Below are 15,728 nucleotides of genomic sequence, written 5' to 3'. Positions count from 1 at the left end.
TTTACGCCCAGTCGAAATCAACTATACGGTTATTTAAATTCCATTTCCGGGGTTCGGTGTTTTCGAGCCAGTCAAGCGGTTCCGCTAAAGTCTGCACTTTCGCAGCCTGAGCAAATGCTGTTTTCAAAGCTTGTTTTTGTTCCTCTCCGATTGCCTCGGGTTGGGCAGATACGAACAGCGGCGCGCTGCTTTCGGAAAGTAATTGCAGCCATTGTTTATTCCTGTCCCAGGAAATCTCAGTAGTGAGCCCAACGCAATCGCCGTCTGCAGCATAAAAGGCATTATGCTGAGGCAGCCGGAAAGCAAGCGTATTCACGCCCATTTTTCGGGTACGGCCCCACTCCTTGCCGCTGGTATCATCCCCGATCCGGCATAGCTCAAATAAACCTGCACTAAGATGACTCATGGTATTGCAACCAATGATATACATGCTATCGCCGGCAGCCTCCCGAATTGAACGGTAAAGCATTAAGGTAATTTCTGCATTTGTTTTGCTTCTGTCATGAAAGTTCCATTGTGGCGACGTGATTCCTTCCGACATTTGAAAGCCCCAGCGGCCGGTGAGATCAAACGTGGTGAAGTCGTGTTTTACCATTTCATATCCCCAGGCCTTATAAACATCGAAATAATGTTTAATGCGTTCTATATTCTCGGGGATTGTCGGATCAAGAACTGGCATTTTCGGATTATCTCTTCCGGGGATTGAAGGTGCAAGCAAAGCCGGATTTTCATCATGCCGGGCACAAAGCGGGCGCATCCACAATCCAGGACGCATTCCTAACTTCTTAATCTCGTCGGCAAGCAAATGCATATCTTTAAATTTGTCATTTGGTGTCGAAAAATCATCGTTCCATGCACCATCGCCCGGAGCAAGAGGCGAATAAACCGCCCAGCCGGCGTCGACTACTGAAAATGGTTTATTGGTATTGTCGGTCACCAACTCGCTCATCATGGCGGTGGTTTTCAGTATCAGATCTGAACTGTTCTTACCGTAGGCGAAATACCAATCGTTTATACCATAAACAGGCTGTTTTGGCAAGCGGGGCTTTTCGCACATTAGCTTACAAAAACGGTGATCGGTTTGAAACAGGTTTTCATCTGCTAATCCTGCAGACGTAACGATATCCGCCGCATGTAACTGGCGGCTTCCTAACAACACGCCATTTCCGCCCGACTGTGTATCCAGCGTTAGCTGCAGGCCTCCATTAGTTAACTCCCACCAGCAGATGCTGTTCGCTCCTGTCCTTACGCCGAAACACGCCGTTGTTTTTTTATCATGGATAATAACATACCATGGATTTTTTACGCCGGCGAACTTTTTTTTCCACCGCAGATCGCCATAAGAACGTTCCCAGTGATCCCCCAAAAATATGGACCTCGCAGCCATTTTGTGCCCCCATTTTAAACGGACCGTGTTAAGCTGTTTGGTTGGAGAAACAACATACACGCCCACGGCATCGCCATTCGTTTTTAAGGTGACTTCTATGTCTCCATATTTAAACCCGGATACGCCGTCTTTATTTAACCTGAACCACTCCCCGCCTGATTGTGCCCAAACTTCGTCGGGTTCATTAATTACCGTTTTTCGAGGTGAAACAGCATAAACCAGGTCACTCAGCAAAACCGCAGCGGCAGCGGTACCTGAAAGTTTGAGAAAGTGTCTTCTTAGCATTATAAAATATTGGTTAGTTGGTTCGAACAAAGCGAGGTTGTAAATTAAATTTTTTTTTGATTAAAAACGTTAGCGACTGTAAGGAATCCAATTTGAGAATAATAGTGAAATTTAGATCCTAGCCTGGCTCAGAACCCGGGATATAATTAAGTTTGTAAAGCTGTGGAGGATCAACTTCCATCGATTTTTTCAAACAAAACTTATAAAATGAAATTCTTACCATTAAGCTTCTCCTGTCTTCTTCTGCTCTCATTCAGTCTGAAAGCTCAGGAATCAATAACGCGCACGGGCTATACGCTTACGTTTAAAAGCAATTACACGGAACTCGATCCTCAACTGAAAAAAAGATTAACCGAAACCTTTTTTACTGTATATCCGAAATTAGCCAAAGAATATAACCCAAAGACGCTGAAAAAGGTCGTATTCTTTGTCGACACGGCATATAAAGGTGTAGCCGCTACCGATGATGGACAAGTTGTGTTCAGTTCAGAATGGTTAAAGAAGCATCCGGGCGACATTGATGTTGTTACGCACGAGGTAATGCATATTGTACAAAATTATGGTGAAAGCGTTGGTCCGGGTTGGCTCACCGAAGGTATTGCCGACTTTGCGCGAAGTAAATTTGGCGTTGATAACGCTGGTGCCGGTTGGAAGTTACCAGATCTCAAACAGGGGCAATCATATGAAAACAGCTACCGGATAACCGCAAGGTTTTTCACCTGGATGGAACAAAAAGTGAAACCGGGAATCGTTAAAACCGTTGATTCAAAGCTCCGCGACCACACCTATACTGATAACGTCTGGAAACAACAAACCGGCAAAACGCTCGACGAACTTTGGGCGGAATATGTTAAGAATCCGTCGATCGCGTAATAAACTTATTTTACAGTGCCAGGCCCGGCGATTTTTCGCACGGGCTTTTTTTAATTGTGAAAGCATCTAAAATCAATGAACTGATTTTCGAGCAACACGCCCATTCACATTAACATTTCCTCAAAAAACGACACCAAACGTTGTGCAATTTACACGATCTGCTATACAAGGCCTTTAAACTTTTCAATTAAAACACAAACTTGTTCTATATTTCGTGGTTTATATAACAGAAATAATTGCGAATATGAAAGATAGAAATTCTTGCGTCAAACTTTACGGCAGTGATTATATGGACACGTTTGACCAAATCAAGCAAGCACTCAAGTCGGTTCAAACTCAAAACGAATCCTGGTTCAATCAGAAAGCCAGCAATAGTCCTTTCAAAACTTCGGCTATCCTGGATTTTTGCAAACTTGTGAAGACATATCCTACATTTCGGCTTTACATCGACAGAGAAGTTCCGATTTCAATCAGGCGGCAATGTGAAAGTGTGCTCAAGCAATTTGGTTATAATCCATAACTAATTCCGGTTAGTAAACCCGGGTATTTTTCACCACCCATTCGTTTATTTTTACCCCGGGCTACGGGAAACTCGCAACGCCTTTTCAACATTCGTTGCGGCGTCAGCTTACTTTATGTACTTTTCCGGCTGGTTCATAAGCCATAGATAGTGAAAAGTTAATGAAGGTTATAATTGCTGAGAAACCATCCGTAGCGAGAGAAATTGCCCGTGTATTTGGCGCAAACACAAAAAAAGACGGTTACCTGGAAGGCAAGGGCTATACTTTCACATGGGCTTTCGGGCATTTACTGCAGCTCGCTCCTCCGCAGGAATACGGTTTTTACGGCTGGAATATCCGAAACCTCCCGATGCTTCCGCAAAAATTCAAGTTATCGGTGCGGAAAGTAAAAACGAAAGACGGCATAGTTGAGGATCCGGCAGTACGAAAACAACTCGATATTATTCAACGCTTGTTTGACGAAGCAACGGAAATCATCGTAGCAACGGATGCGGGTCGCGAGGGAGAACTGATCTTCCGTTATATTTATTACTATCTCAAATGCAAGAAGCCTTTTAAACGGCTATGGATATCTTCCCAAACAGATGAAGCCATAAAAAATGGTTTTCGTAACCTGAAACCAGGTACTGAATATGACACGCTGTTTAACTCTGCACACTGTAGGTCGCAGTCCGACTGGCTGGTTGGAATGAACGCCACACAAGCTTTAAGCATATCCTGTGGAAATCGCAGCGTTTTGTCGTTGGGACGAGTGCAAACGCCTACCCTTGCGATGATCTGTGCCAGATATCTTGAAAACAAGAATTTCGTTCCGCAGCAATACTACCAGGTTAGCATACAGCTTGACAAGGATGGCCAGGTATTCAAAGCGATTTCAGCTAAGAGCTATAAAACGAAGGAAGACGCTGAAACTATCCTGGAAAAAGTTGAAGATATAGCTTCCGGTTTTCCAAATGGAGGACACATTACTTCCGTAGAAGCCAAGCCACGTAAAGAGCCGCCACCGCTTTTGCACGACCTGAGCAGCTTACAGCAGGAAGCCAACAAAAAAATGGGCTTCACAGCAGAGCAAACTTTAGGTATTTTACAAAACCTGTATGAAGGCAAACTGATCACCTATCCGCGGACTGGCAGCCGTTATATCGGCGACGATGTTTTTGCAGGAATTCCGGAGTTGATCTCAAAATATAAAGATCATCCGGAATTTGGTAAACAGGCAACCTTTCTAACTGGTCACAAGCTTGGCAAACGAAGTGTTAACGCTGCTAAAGTGACCGATCACCATGCAATCCTACCAACCGGAGAACCGGCTTATCAGCTGTCCGGCGACAGGCAGGCAATGTTTAATCTCGTCGTTGGGCGAATGCTCGAGTCTTTTCACCAGGAGTGTATAAAAGAGATCACAAAAATTACCATTGAATCCGGATCAACATTTACCGCAAGCGGTACAGTGATCAGTTCGGCCGGATGGCGATCTGTTTTTAACGAAGCAGATGAAGAAAAGAAAGATGAAGAAAACGCCTCATTACCCAAAGTAAAGCGAGATGAAAATCTACCGGTAGTCGACAAAGTTTTGCTTGAAAAACAAACTAAACCCAAAGCTTTGTATAACGAAGCTACACTGTTAAAAGCTTTAGAAACCGCCGGCAAAGAAATTGAAGATGATGAGCTTCGTTACGCCATGAAAGACAGTGGCCTGGGTACGCCAGCAACCCGCGCAGCAATCATTGAAACATTGATCAAACGCGATTATATAAAGCGTGAGAAGAAAAGTCTGCTGCCAACTGATACAGGCCTGGCCGTTTATAACATCGTAAAAGACCAACGCATTGCACAGGCCGAACTGACCGGCAGCTGGGAAAAAAGGCTGGAAGAAATACGGTCTGGAGCTTCTGTAAATGAGTTCCAGGAAGAGATCAGAACTTACACCCGTTCGATTACGCAGGATCTGCTAAAATCAGAATTGAAGGTAGCTGAACCTCATCAACCTATTAAATAGCAGTTACTTATAAACACAGAGATAGTTTTTTTAAAACCGAAAAATTTGATTGCTTAATCGGTCGGGATTTTCTAGTGAAGCCCTAAACATAACTCGACAGAAGCAACTGGTAGCCAGTACAAAAACGAATGTTTCCCAAACAAATCGATGCCACACTTCATTATATAAAAACCAATTATTAATTCTATGAAAATTGTTTGCCCTGAACACGATGGCATTATCGAAATTCCAGATGACGTTTTTGTTAATGCTGTTAACAGTCCGCTTAAGCAGCTAGTATTCACCTGCCCGGTTTGTGAAGACGAAATATTATTCGACGATTCTGATAGTCAGGCTTTAAAAAAGAAGAAAAAACCGGAGGCTTAGCTTTCCGAAATAAATGATCTATTCCGTTGCAATCCTACCTCCGGCTTATTAGTTATATTGAACTGATAAAAAAGTTTTGACCGGCAGAATGTTTGTGCTCGTTAGAGCTCATCACCAGCCAGGCATTTTATCCAGCGATTGTACCTTCGGAGACCCGTAAAGCTTGATAAGCTGTTCTTTAGTATTCTTTTCAAACACCAACTCCGACCAGCTCATGAAGAACGTCCACTTTGGCTGATAAGTAAGTTCTTCCTCGGTAGGAAGTTTGTCGCACTCGCCAATCGCGATCGGCTTTTTTCCGGCAATATTAACCATTGCCATATATTTAGCCTGTGTGAATCCGCTGCCATCGTAAACATCCAGCGCAGCCACATCGTAGTAATCATCACCAGGATAGTAACTTTTAACATCATTGCTTAAAGTACTGAAATCCTGCACATCCCAAACCCAGATCAGGTTCGTCAATCCTTTGGTTTTCACCATATAATCGTGCGTCAGTTTCCAAAGCTTAACCGTTCCGCTTGCGCCCGGGCGGCCGGCCCACCAGAATTTTCCCTGGTTCATTTCGTGCATCGGGCGCCACAATACTTCTACTCCCTTGTCTTTTAACTGCTGCAAATACAGGCAAACTTCATCCATCATACCCTTCCATTTGGCGTTAATGGCGGTTCCGTCGGTGGTCAATTCGGTAAATTGCTGGTCAGTTAATGAGCTTAGAACGCCTTTTCCATCGTCCCAGCCACAGGGCTGAGATAAAGCAGGGTTGCAGGCATGCCACATAATATTAATGACCGCACCTTTCTTCCATTGAGTAACCGCTTCATTAACCATGATTTGCCGATTGTTGATATTTTCGGCCTGGAATAAAAAGTCTCCGCTCCAAAGTGCCGGATATTTACCGGTAGTGTTATATATCTCGTCAGTCCACCGGGCGGGCGTGGCATTTGGTTCGCGGTTATGAATGCCTGACAATGTCTTCTCGCCAGAAATGCTATACAGATAATTTAAGGTTTTAAAAGGCGTATTTGGTGTTTCTTTAGGCGGCGTAACGGGTTTATCGTCTCCGCTGGTTTTACTGCTCTTACTGCAATCCGAAAAAAGCAGCACGACAAGTAATGAAGGTATTAACATAGACTTGATCATAAATGTACTAATTAAGAAAGCAAAAGCGCCCCGGTTAACAAACCAAAGCGCTAATTGCAACGGGACTATTGTTTCTTAACATCAATCCAAAATTTACGCGGACGACTGACGATCTTATCGTAATCCGAATAAATATTACCCCAATCATCTGCTGAACTCAAAGTAAATGCAAAGGAATTATCGGTGATAGTTTTGTTGTTACCATTGCCGAGGCTTTCGGTTCCGGCGCCCAAAAAGGTGCCAACCACTTTCTTGCCATCGGCAAAAGTGAAGGTGATGGTATTGGCGGTATAATTTCGCTCCCACTTTCCGGTTCCTGTTGGAATCGCGCGATAAAATTTATTTACGTCGAATATTGAATTTTTAGCGCTGTATAGGAAATTGGCATATTTACCGTCGGCGCCGGCGTCATTCACTATATCGCCATACGTACTTCCATCGGCCGTTACACCTGTAAAAGTGAAGGTTAGCTTATTGTCCAGTTCAGTTGATGGCTCCGCGCTAACTGGCCAACCACCCTTATCGCTTAGCTTAAATACTGAGCCACCTCCGTACTCCGGTCCGGTACCACCAAAAACGGTAAGATTTTGAATGCTGTAAGAACCGATCAGGGTTTCGGTGAAAGGAATCAGTTCAACCGTCCATTGCCGGCTTTCTCCCGACTCTGCCGTAACGGTATAGGTTGATTTGTTATTTCCAGCCTTGAAATTCACGGTCGAGCCAGAAACGGGTTCAACGGTTGATTTATAAGAGCTGATCACATTACCTGCAACTTTTGACAGATCGGTATTTGCCTGCATTAACACCCGCACTTGTACCGTTCCCGCAGTTCTGTCGATCACCGCCGGTCCAACCTGCACGAGTCCGCCTCCGAGAGTATATGCTTCGATGGATTTTTCGTTGCTGGTTACACCATCGTATGGATCTTTTTTACAACCCGCCATCAAAAACAAAGCGAGAAATAAAACAGGGATATAGTTAATTATAGATTTCATTTCTGGTTAATCTTAAGGTTTCATTAATGGGTTTGTATCAATTTCACGTTGCGGTATCGGGAAGAAATAAGCGCCGCTGGTAATGGTTTTCCCATACTTGTCGTGAAGCACTTTCTCCATAGTTTTCGTGCGTCGAAGATCGAACAGCCGGTTTCCTTCGAACGCGAGTTCAAATGATCGCTCTTCAACAACGGCATCGCGGAAAGCCTGCACGCTTAATGACGGATTGAGTGCACCTAAACCAGCTCTATCTCTTACTTTTTGAATGGCTGCATAACCAGCAGGCGTCGGTCCTTCCGCTTCAGCGAAAACAAGAAGAATATCAGAGTATCTCAGGATTGGCGAGTTACAGCTGCTCGCATCACCAATTCGCAGCGGATCGATGAATTTCCTCGTAAAGGGACGCGCGCTGCTCGTTATATCCAGGACATATTTGCTCGTGCCGTTTGTGTATTCGGACACGATCAATTGTGTTTTGCGCTTGTCGGTTGAAGCGTAGGCGTTATAAATAGCCGATTCGGTGCGAAAATGCGCCCACCCTTGTCCAATATCGATTTTATTGCTACCGGGATTTGCCTGGTCGTACAGGATCGTCATCGGGCGATCAGCAGGTAAAAACATGTTTGGCAATTTGGAAAAGCTTCCTTCACGATCGCCGTTACGATCAACCGCCGCGTCGAAAATATGCTCAGAGGTGGCTGCCTTTTTATAAATTTCTGTATTCCAGATATCTGGCAGACTTTGGGTGAACGTAAATGTACTCTGTCCATCGATAACTTTTGATGCATAAGCTTTTGCCTGTGCATACATTTCGTCGGCATTACTTACAAATTCATAGCCCGGCGATCCTGAAACTTTCGATGATGCCAGATGAAGATAAACTTTAGCGAGTAAAGCCTGAGCTGCGACCTTGTTAGCACGGCCTTCGCTGATTCGCGGAACAGTAATTAAATTTTCAGCATTTTTTAAATCGCTGATAATAAGATCATAAACATCCTTGATGGACGATTTTGCTACAGGTATCTGTGTTGCATCGGCGATAACATCCTGACGTATTGGAACTTCTCCAAACATCCTGACGAGGTTAAAATAATGCAGTGCCCGAAGGAAATATCCTTCGCCGGTTATCTGATTCCTGTTTGCTTCAGGCATCGAAATTTGCGGAACATTCACTATGACGGCGTTCGCCCTTGTAATACCGCGATACATGTAAGTCCAGATGTTGTCAAGGTCGGAATTTGTCGAAGTCGTCCGCAATTCATCCAGTTCGAAGTTTCCTACACCGGCATCGCCTTTTTGGGTCAGGTCCTCGGTTGGCAGTTCTGTAACGATGTAATATCCACGGGAATAATACCCTACTTCCGGAAGATCGGAATAGGCGTAGATGATCGCTGATTCTGCATCCTGCGCGGTTTTATAAAAAGTAACTGTGTTGATCAAGCCGTACGGCTTTTCTTCTAGTTTGGCGCAGCTCCCCAGTAAAATTGAAGCTAATAAGGTGCCGCTAATTAATATCTTGTGATTCATGATGTACAATTGATTATAGTCCCAGGTTCAAACCGATTGAAATATTTCGCGGGCGGGGATAAGCGCCGCCATTGATTCCCATTTCACCAAGTTCCGGATCGTAGCCGGGATTGAACTTTGTGAACGTGTACAGGTTATTTCCCGATAAGTAAAGTCGAAGGCTCTTCACTCCCTTAATAATCCCGGTTTTGAAATTGTAGCCAAGCGTTACATTCTGGATTCTTAAAAACGATCCGTCGGTGATAAAGAAATCTGATGCGCGGTAACCGCGTGAACCGTTCGCGCGAGGAATCTCCTGGCTTGGATTATCCGGCGTCCATCTCAGCAGCTGGCGACTTGGCGTCATTTTCTGAAAATCCCACACATCGTTACCTTCAACGCCATACAGCTGTGCCGACAGGTCGAATCCTTTAAATTTGAGGTTAGTATTAAAGCTGTAAATAAAATCCGGGTTAGGATTACCAATGATCGTTCTGTCATATGAATCGATCACACCGTCGGGTTTACCGTCAGGTCCGGAAATGTCCATGTATTTTATTTCCCCGGGTTGTGCATCTGCCCCGGTAAGGCCGGCGGCTACGCCTTCTTCCAGGGTTTGGATAATTCCGGCTGATTTATATCCATAAAACGCAAACATCGGCTGGCCAACTGTATAAGTTGATATTTGCTGGCGAACTGACTCGTAGATCGTACCGATCAGAACCTGGTTACTCTCACCCATCGAAACCACTTTATTGCGGTTCATCGTAAATATTCCGCCAACGTTCCAGCTTAACTTTGCGTTGCTGATGATATTCGCATTCAGGCCTAATTCAAATCCTTTATTATTGATCTCGCCGTCGTTAATCCACTGGCGATCATAGCCTGCCGAAGGAGATATCGTTTTCAGGCGAAGCAGGTCGGATGTATTTTTATTGTAGTAATCAGCTGTAAGCGTAAACCGCTGATCGATCAGACCCAAATCTAACCCAACACCAAACTGCTCGGTCGTTTCCCATTGCAGGCTGTTGTTTCCTAAACCTTCCACAATTGTGCGGCCCTGTTCATCATTCGCACCCGCCAGTCCAGGACCGAAACCAGTCTGAAAACCTGCGCCGGTAAAGTATTTATTAGAACCGAAGCGATCCAGGGTTTGGTACGGACTGATACCCTGGTTTCCGGAAATACCGTAATTGGCACGTACTTTTAACTCGGAAATGAAGCTTACATTCTTCATAAATTCTTCTTCATTCACTTTCCAGGCAATGGCGCCGGAAGGGAAATAGGCCCATTTGTTATTCGCACCAAACTTGGTCGAGCCATCGGCACGGCCGGTTAAGGTCAACAGGTAGCGGTTTTTGTATGCGTAGTTCACGCGTCCGTAATAAGACATCAGGTCGAAACGCTGCAGGCTGTTGCCGATCAGCATCGTACCAGCTGTCGCCAGGTTTTCATTCGTCAGTACATCGTTCACGAAGTTTTGCCCGGTTAATGAGCTGAAACGATTGTTCGTCGCCTGGTAGGAAAACCCGGCTACGGCATTCAGCGAATGGTTTTTACCGAAGTTTTTGTTTGCAGTCAGATATGTTTCACTCAACAGGTCGTTATAATTCCCGTTATTGATCGAGCCATAACTTCCTTTGTTATCCATCGCCCGCTGTGTACTGGCAATCGGGTCGTACTGATCCTGCACTGAATTACCAAACTTATAATTCAGGTTTGAACGGAATGAAAGCCAGCTGGTAAACTTCGCGCCGATATAAATGTTGCCCAGCATGTCCAGCGTTTTCGTTGTGTTAAGTAACTGATTTGACAGGGCGATCGGGTTACCATAATCGGTACTGGATGTACGGAAATAATTTCCGTTTTCATCGTAAACCGGGAATATCACCGAGCGGCCCACACCCAGTCCGCTTCCGTTATTTTTAGTTACCGCCAGGATCGCGTTCGTTCCGACAGTTACCGATTCTGACAGTTTCTGATCGAGGTTTAAACGGCTCGTGTACTTGTCGTAATAGTTCTTGATCACCATACCCTGTTCATTATAGTAATTCCCGGAGATGGCGTATTTGGTTTTATCGTTACCGCCATCTGCAGTAACGGTATAGCTTTGGGTTAAGGGATTGCGGTAAACCAGGTCGACCCAGTTTGTATTGGTGGGCCATTGCGGTTTGTTTGGATCGAGTCCGCGCAATTCGGCAATCGAAGGATAATAAACGTATCCTGTTCCAACCGGGCGTGAGATTCCGATATAAGGAATGTCTGTAGGAATTGCTCCGCCTGTTTTTGCAGCTTCATTGGCATAGGTCGCTTCTTCAACCGGGTCGCGCCAAACATCAGGTTTTACTGATTGATAGGAAACGCCATCCAGCGTGCTTACAGAAATCCGGTTTTGCCCGACGCGACCTTTTCTCGTAGTTATAACAATCACGCCATTGGCGCCACGTGAACCATAGATAGCCGCAGAAGAAGCATCTTTCAGCACTTCTACAGATTCGATATCTTCGGGATTGATTTGCTTTAGATTTCCGGCGTCACCCCATGGATAGCCATCAACAACTACCAAAGGATCTTTCGATCCGTTTAAAGAACTCGCACCACGGATACGAATGGTAGCTCCCGAACCGGGTTGACCGCCTGAAGTTGTCACCTGCACACCGGCGATCTTGCCCTGTAAAAGTTGATCGACAGATGCAGCCGGCGTACGATTCAGTTCGCTTCCCTTAATAGAAGCGACAGAACCCGTAAGATCGCCCTTTTTAACTGTTCCGTAACCTACAACAACAACCTCATTAAGGTCCTTTGAAGTAGTTTGCATGGATACCTGGATGGAGGGTTTTGAGCCTACTTCAAGCTCGCGGGTTTGCATGCCGACGTAAGAAAATACCAGCGTCGGTTTTTCTCCGGAAACACTGATATTAAAAACACCTTTTCCATCTGTTGATGTCTTGGTTTGTGTTCCTTTCACTGTTACCGATACACCCGGCAAGGTCACACCCTGCTGATCGGTAACTACCCCGGTGATTCGCCGGTCCTGCGCCTGCAAGCTTAAATAGCTGCAGCAAACCAGCGAAATACACATTGCTAACGTGTAAATAATTCTGCCCATAAAAGATAGTTTGGTTATTAAATTCTATAATTGATTTAACCAAAGATACCCCGGCTATGAGCCCCGATATTAATAGTATTTTAACCGTTTAGTATGTTAAAAACGGGAAGTAAAACCGCGTTTAAAAGCAGGTATGGCACTTTTTTATCCAACCCTGATGTTTTCCCGGTTTCAAAATTTAAAGAAGTTTTAATCTGCAACAATTATGATTTCAGCGTTCTGACCAATCGCTTTCAAAGCGATGTTTTTATCAGTTGACTGAACAGTTTGATAAGTGCCTTTTTCACAATCAAAAACTTTGGGAGACGTCGTTGGCCGCGGAATGAAAATGATTACATCCTGTTTTTCTGATGAATTGTTTAATACGTAAATAAAAATTTTCTTACCACATTCTACTGCCATTACGCGTACACCTGGATTAGAGGTTTGTACTTTTACAGTTTTGAAATTTCCTTCACCTGCGCTGATCATCTGGTCATAAATAGTCCTGACTTTTTTAATGTAAACATCTGTTTTACGGTTGTCAAAATATTCCCACCACCATGTCATCGGGAGAACCGGCGTCGGAGAAAACAGACCGTACCATAATCCCTTTTTGAAGTCACGGTCCATGTCGCTGGCAAAATCATCGAAATTCTTCGACCAGTCCCATTCAAATCCGTACTCGCCGATTACGTACGGCTTTTTAAATTCCGTTTCGTATTTAACTATCGTTTCCGGGATGATATCAGTGTTTTTGTAAATATGTTTCTGATTGATGTCGATATTTGAAAGTGAATTCAGACCGGCTAAATCGCGATGTGAAATACTGGTTGTAACAGGATGTTTGTATGGATCGATCGACTTTATATAAGTGCTCATTTCATCATGCCATTTTACAATCACCGAAGCGTCGATCGGATTATCCTTATCACCAAACTGAACGTTATCGATTTCGTTAAAAAGCTCCCAGTTAGCGATGCAGGTATTATAACCCCAGCGTGCAATGATATAGCGAAGCCGGTTTTTATAACGGGCTTTTGCCTCTGGCTTTACAAAAAAATCAGCCGCAGATTTTACATTTCCGCCGTCCTTTTCGAGATAAGCGCCTGGACCTAACGTGAGCATGGTGTACACACCCAGCGAATCCGAAAGTTTCATGACACGCTCCAGCCGTTGTATGGCGCTTGGATTGAAATATTCGTCTGAGTTTGTATAGCGATTATTGTTGATCCCACTTTTCCAATCCAGCGGCAGGTTCCATGAACAGATCCATGTGCGGTAAAAATTGCCGCCATGATCTGCCAGCGAGCGAAGCATGTATTCATAATTGTATTTGGGATTTTCGTGCAGCTCCTTGTAAAACCTTGAGTCATCATTCGCCCGTGATTCCCAGCAAATATTTTCACCGATCCCCCTGAACGGTGCTCCGTTATCAAACTGCATGATCCAGTTGTTCTTTACATGCAGAAATCCTTTTCCATTATTTTGGAATGCTGTGAACGCAGCCGGCTTAGTAGTAGAAACATTCTTTCCCGACTTGAAAAGCTTAATGGTGTATCGATATGTGCCTGATTCCTGCGGCGCAAAACGTGCCTTCCACAATGACATCTTACCGCTCTTCCCGTTCTCATAATAGCAGGGCAGCAAGAGTTTTTTGCCGGATGGAGAAGTTATAAGCATATCGAGTGATACATCTTCCTGCAGGTATGGATTAACCCATTCGGCGATTAATTTAATATCAAACTCAGCCTTTTTAAATGTAGAAGGTTTGAGATTGAGTAAGGTTACTTTTTGGATTTGCGCGAAAAGATTTACCTGTAAACAAAGCAATAACGAAGTGATAATGATGCTTTTTTTCATCTAGTAGCTATTAAAGTTCTAAGTGTGTGGATCAAATGTCTTTGTTGTAGAAAACGCGTTGAAGAATTAATCGCGCTTCGTGATCAGGATCGATCGACACCTTGCATTGGTCATCGAAGACCATCATCGCTCCTTTCTGATCTTTAAAGTCTGGCCAATCAGGTAAGCCTGTATGATTCGGATCTCCGGAACGGGCAAAATTGATCCATGCCTGCGAAACTTTTGCTGCCAATTTCTGAGCGTCGTCGCTGTTCCCGGTATAGTTTTCGGCCTTGCTGGTGTTTGCAAAGGCAAATGGAATTTCACTACAATGGAATGACCTCGGGCGGCCGTCTAAGACCGGTGTCTTCCAATCGAAACGATATAAATAAACCGGCGCTTGTTGCGCGGATTTGCGTTCTGCCTGCAAATAAGCCATTGAATTCTGAGCGCTAATGAATGATAGAATTTCAACCGGCTTTGCCTGCCGATGAACCTTTCGCAAAACCTTATAAATCTCGTCGCCCGATTTGCCAAACCGGTCGTTGACCTGTTTTTTCAATCCACCTTCATCCAGGTTTTCTGCAGCAGGATTATTAATACTTGCGGAAGCTTCATTTCGAGTTGTTCCTACCATAAATGGCATATCCGACGACAATGGCGGCGCGACCGGATCAAAGGGATGGGCGGGCAAAACTTCACCATCAACAACTGGCTGCAAACCCGCCCGGCCAACCCCTTTCGGAACTTTGCTTCCCAATTTTTTGTCAGCGGCTGCGATAGCTGAAAGTAAACGTGAAGTTTCAAGGTCGTGAAGAGCAGCAATATTATTCTCGTTCAGTCCCAGCTCCAGCAAAACCTGTTTAGTTATCCTTTGCGAATATTCGGGAACCGAAACCTGCACGATGGAATTGCTTTGCGAGATCGCTTTATGAAACAGGCCTTTTGCGGAGGGCATCGCCATCAGTGTAATAACTTTTGCGCCGCCGCCGGACTGCCCGAAAATGGTGACGTTGTTTTTATCTCCGCCAAAGCGACCAATGTTGTCTCGCACCCATTCTAACGCGGCAACGAGGTCGAGCATACCAACATTACCTGAATATTTATATTGAGAACCGTATTGCGACAAATCAAAGAATCCAAAAATATTAAGCCTGTGATTCACCGAAACAACGACGACATCGCCTTTCCGGCTCAAATTTTCACCTTCGTACGATGGATGTTCCTGGCTTGATCCGGCGAAAAATCCACCGCCATGTATCCAGAACATGACAGGCCTTTTCTTACCATCATTAATTTTTGGCGACCAGACATTTAACCGAAGGCAATCTTCGTTTTGATACCCGTCGATCCATTGATAAAGAAATCCGTATTCCTGTGCTAACCAGCCATCATTTGCTTTTTGCGGGCAGATAGGGCCGTACACCAGCGCATCTTTTACGCCATCCCAGCTTTGCTTTTTCACCGGCGGCATGAACCTGTTTTTGCCAGCCGTCGATTCTCCGTATGGAATTCCTTTAAAAGTAAATACACCATTTTTTGAATAGCCGCGAATTTTGCCGTCAGTGGTTTCAACAACAGCATAATCTGATGACGCTTTTACTTCCGGCTCTCCGGCAGTTTTCGCTTCGGCTGCCAGCGTGTTAAAAGGCAACGCTTGCTGTAATCCGGAAACGGCGGCAACAAAGCCAGCCTTCTTTAGAAAATCTCTTCGGTTACTCAT

11 protein-coding genes are annotated in these 15,728 nt (G+C 44.6%); 4 read left to right on the top strand and 7 right to left on the bottom strand.

Annotated features, from left to right (window positions below):
• Position 1: 1 nt before the first annotated feature.
• Complete coding sequence (locus tag GS399_RS06265) at positions 2 to 1,672, bottom strand: alpha-amylase family protein (protein WP_160843736.1); 1,671 nt, start codon at positions 1,670 to 1,672, stop codon at positions 2 to 4.
• A gap of 207 nt (positions 1,673 to 1,879) precedes the next feature.
• Here GS399_RS06265 and GS399_RS06260 point away from each other — a divergent pair, with 207 nt between their 5' ends.
• From GS399_RS06260 to GS399_RS06245, 4 genes are all read left to right on the top strand, one after another.
• A complete protein-coding gene (locus GS399_RS06260) occupies positions 1,880 to 2,545 on the top strand; it encodes a basic secretory protein-like protein (RefSeq protein ID WP_160843735.1) in 666 nt (221 codons plus the stop codon).
• Between the two features lie 244 nt (positions 2,546 to 2,789).
• Positions 2,790 to 3,065, top strand: a complete 276-nt coding sequence (locus GS399_RS06255) for a hypothetical protein (RefSeq protein ID WP_160843734.1) — start codon at positions 2,790 to 2,792, stop codon at positions 3,063 to 3,065.
• 161 nt (positions 3,066 to 3,226) lie between these two features.
• Entirely contained in the window at positions 3,227 to 5,065 is a 1,839-nt protein-coding gene (locus GS399_RS06250; RefSeq protein WP_160843733.1) for a DNA topoisomerase 3, read from the top strand.
• A 186-nt stretch (positions 5,066 to 5,251) separates the two neighbouring features.
• Positions 5,252 to 5,431 (top strand): hypothetical protein, encoded by a 180-nt coding sequence (locus GS399_RS06245; RefSeq protein WP_160843732.1) that lies wholly within the window; start codon positions 5,252 to 5,254, stop codon positions 5,429 to 5,431.
• Between the two features lie 111 nt (positions 5,432 to 5,542).
• Here the strand turns inward: GS399_RS06245 and GS399_RS06240 are convergent, their stop codons facing one another.
• The 6 genes from GS399_RS06240 to GS399_RS06215 all read right to left on the bottom strand — a co-directional run bounded on the left by GS399_RS06240 (position 5,543) and on the right by GS399_RS06215 (position 15,728).
• On the bottom strand, positions 5,543 to 6,574 hold the full coding sequence (locus GS399_RS06240) for a glycoside hydrolase family 26 protein (protein ID WP_202409386.1): 1,032 nt from the start codon (positions 6,572 to 6,574) through the stop codon (positions 5,543 to 5,545).
• A 65-nt stretch (positions 6,575 to 6,639) separates the two neighbouring features.
• Complete coding sequence (locus tag GS399_RS06235; RefSeq protein WP_160843731.1) at positions 6,640 to 7,569, bottom strand: SGBP N-terminal domain-containing protein; 930 nt, start codon at positions 7,567 to 7,569, stop codon at positions 6,640 to 6,642.
• A gap of 12 nt (positions 7,570 to 7,581) precedes the next feature.
• Positions 7,582 to 9,096, bottom strand: a complete 1,515-nt coding sequence (locus GS399_RS06230; RefSeq protein WP_160843730.1) for a RagB/SusD family nutrient uptake outer membrane protein — start codon at positions 9,094 to 9,096, stop codon at positions 7,582 to 7,584.
• Positions 9,097 to 9,109: 13 nt separating this feature from the next.
• A complete protein-coding gene (locus GS399_RS06225; protein WP_160843729.1) occupies positions 9,110 to 12,184 on the bottom strand; it encodes a SusC/RagA family TonB-linked outer membrane protein in 3,075 nt (1,024 codons plus the stop codon).
• A gap of 189 nt (positions 12,185 to 12,373) precedes the next feature.
• Positions 12,374 to 14,026, bottom strand: a complete 1,653-nt coding sequence (locus GS399_RS06220; RefSeq protein ID WP_160843728.1) for a DUF5060 domain-containing protein — start codon at positions 14,024 to 14,026, stop codon at positions 12,374 to 12,376.
• 31 nt (positions 14,027 to 14,057) lie between these two features.
• Positions 14,058 to 15,728 carry a carboxylesterase/lipase family protein gene (locus GS399_RS06215; RefSeq protein WP_160843727.1) on the bottom strand — a complete coding sequence of 557 codons (1,671 nt, stop codon included), beginning with the start codon at positions 15,726 to 15,728 and terminating at the stop codon, positions 14,058 to 14,060.

Origin of the sequence: Hufsiella arboris, assembly GCF_009834875.1 — a bacterium.
Lineage (GTDB): Bacteria > Bacteroidota > Bacteroidia > Sphingobacteriales > Sphingobacteriaceae > Hufsiella_A > Hufsiella_A arboris.
The sequence above is the reverse complement of the archived record's forward strand: the minus strand, read 5'-3'. Positions and strand labels throughout refer to the sequence as shown.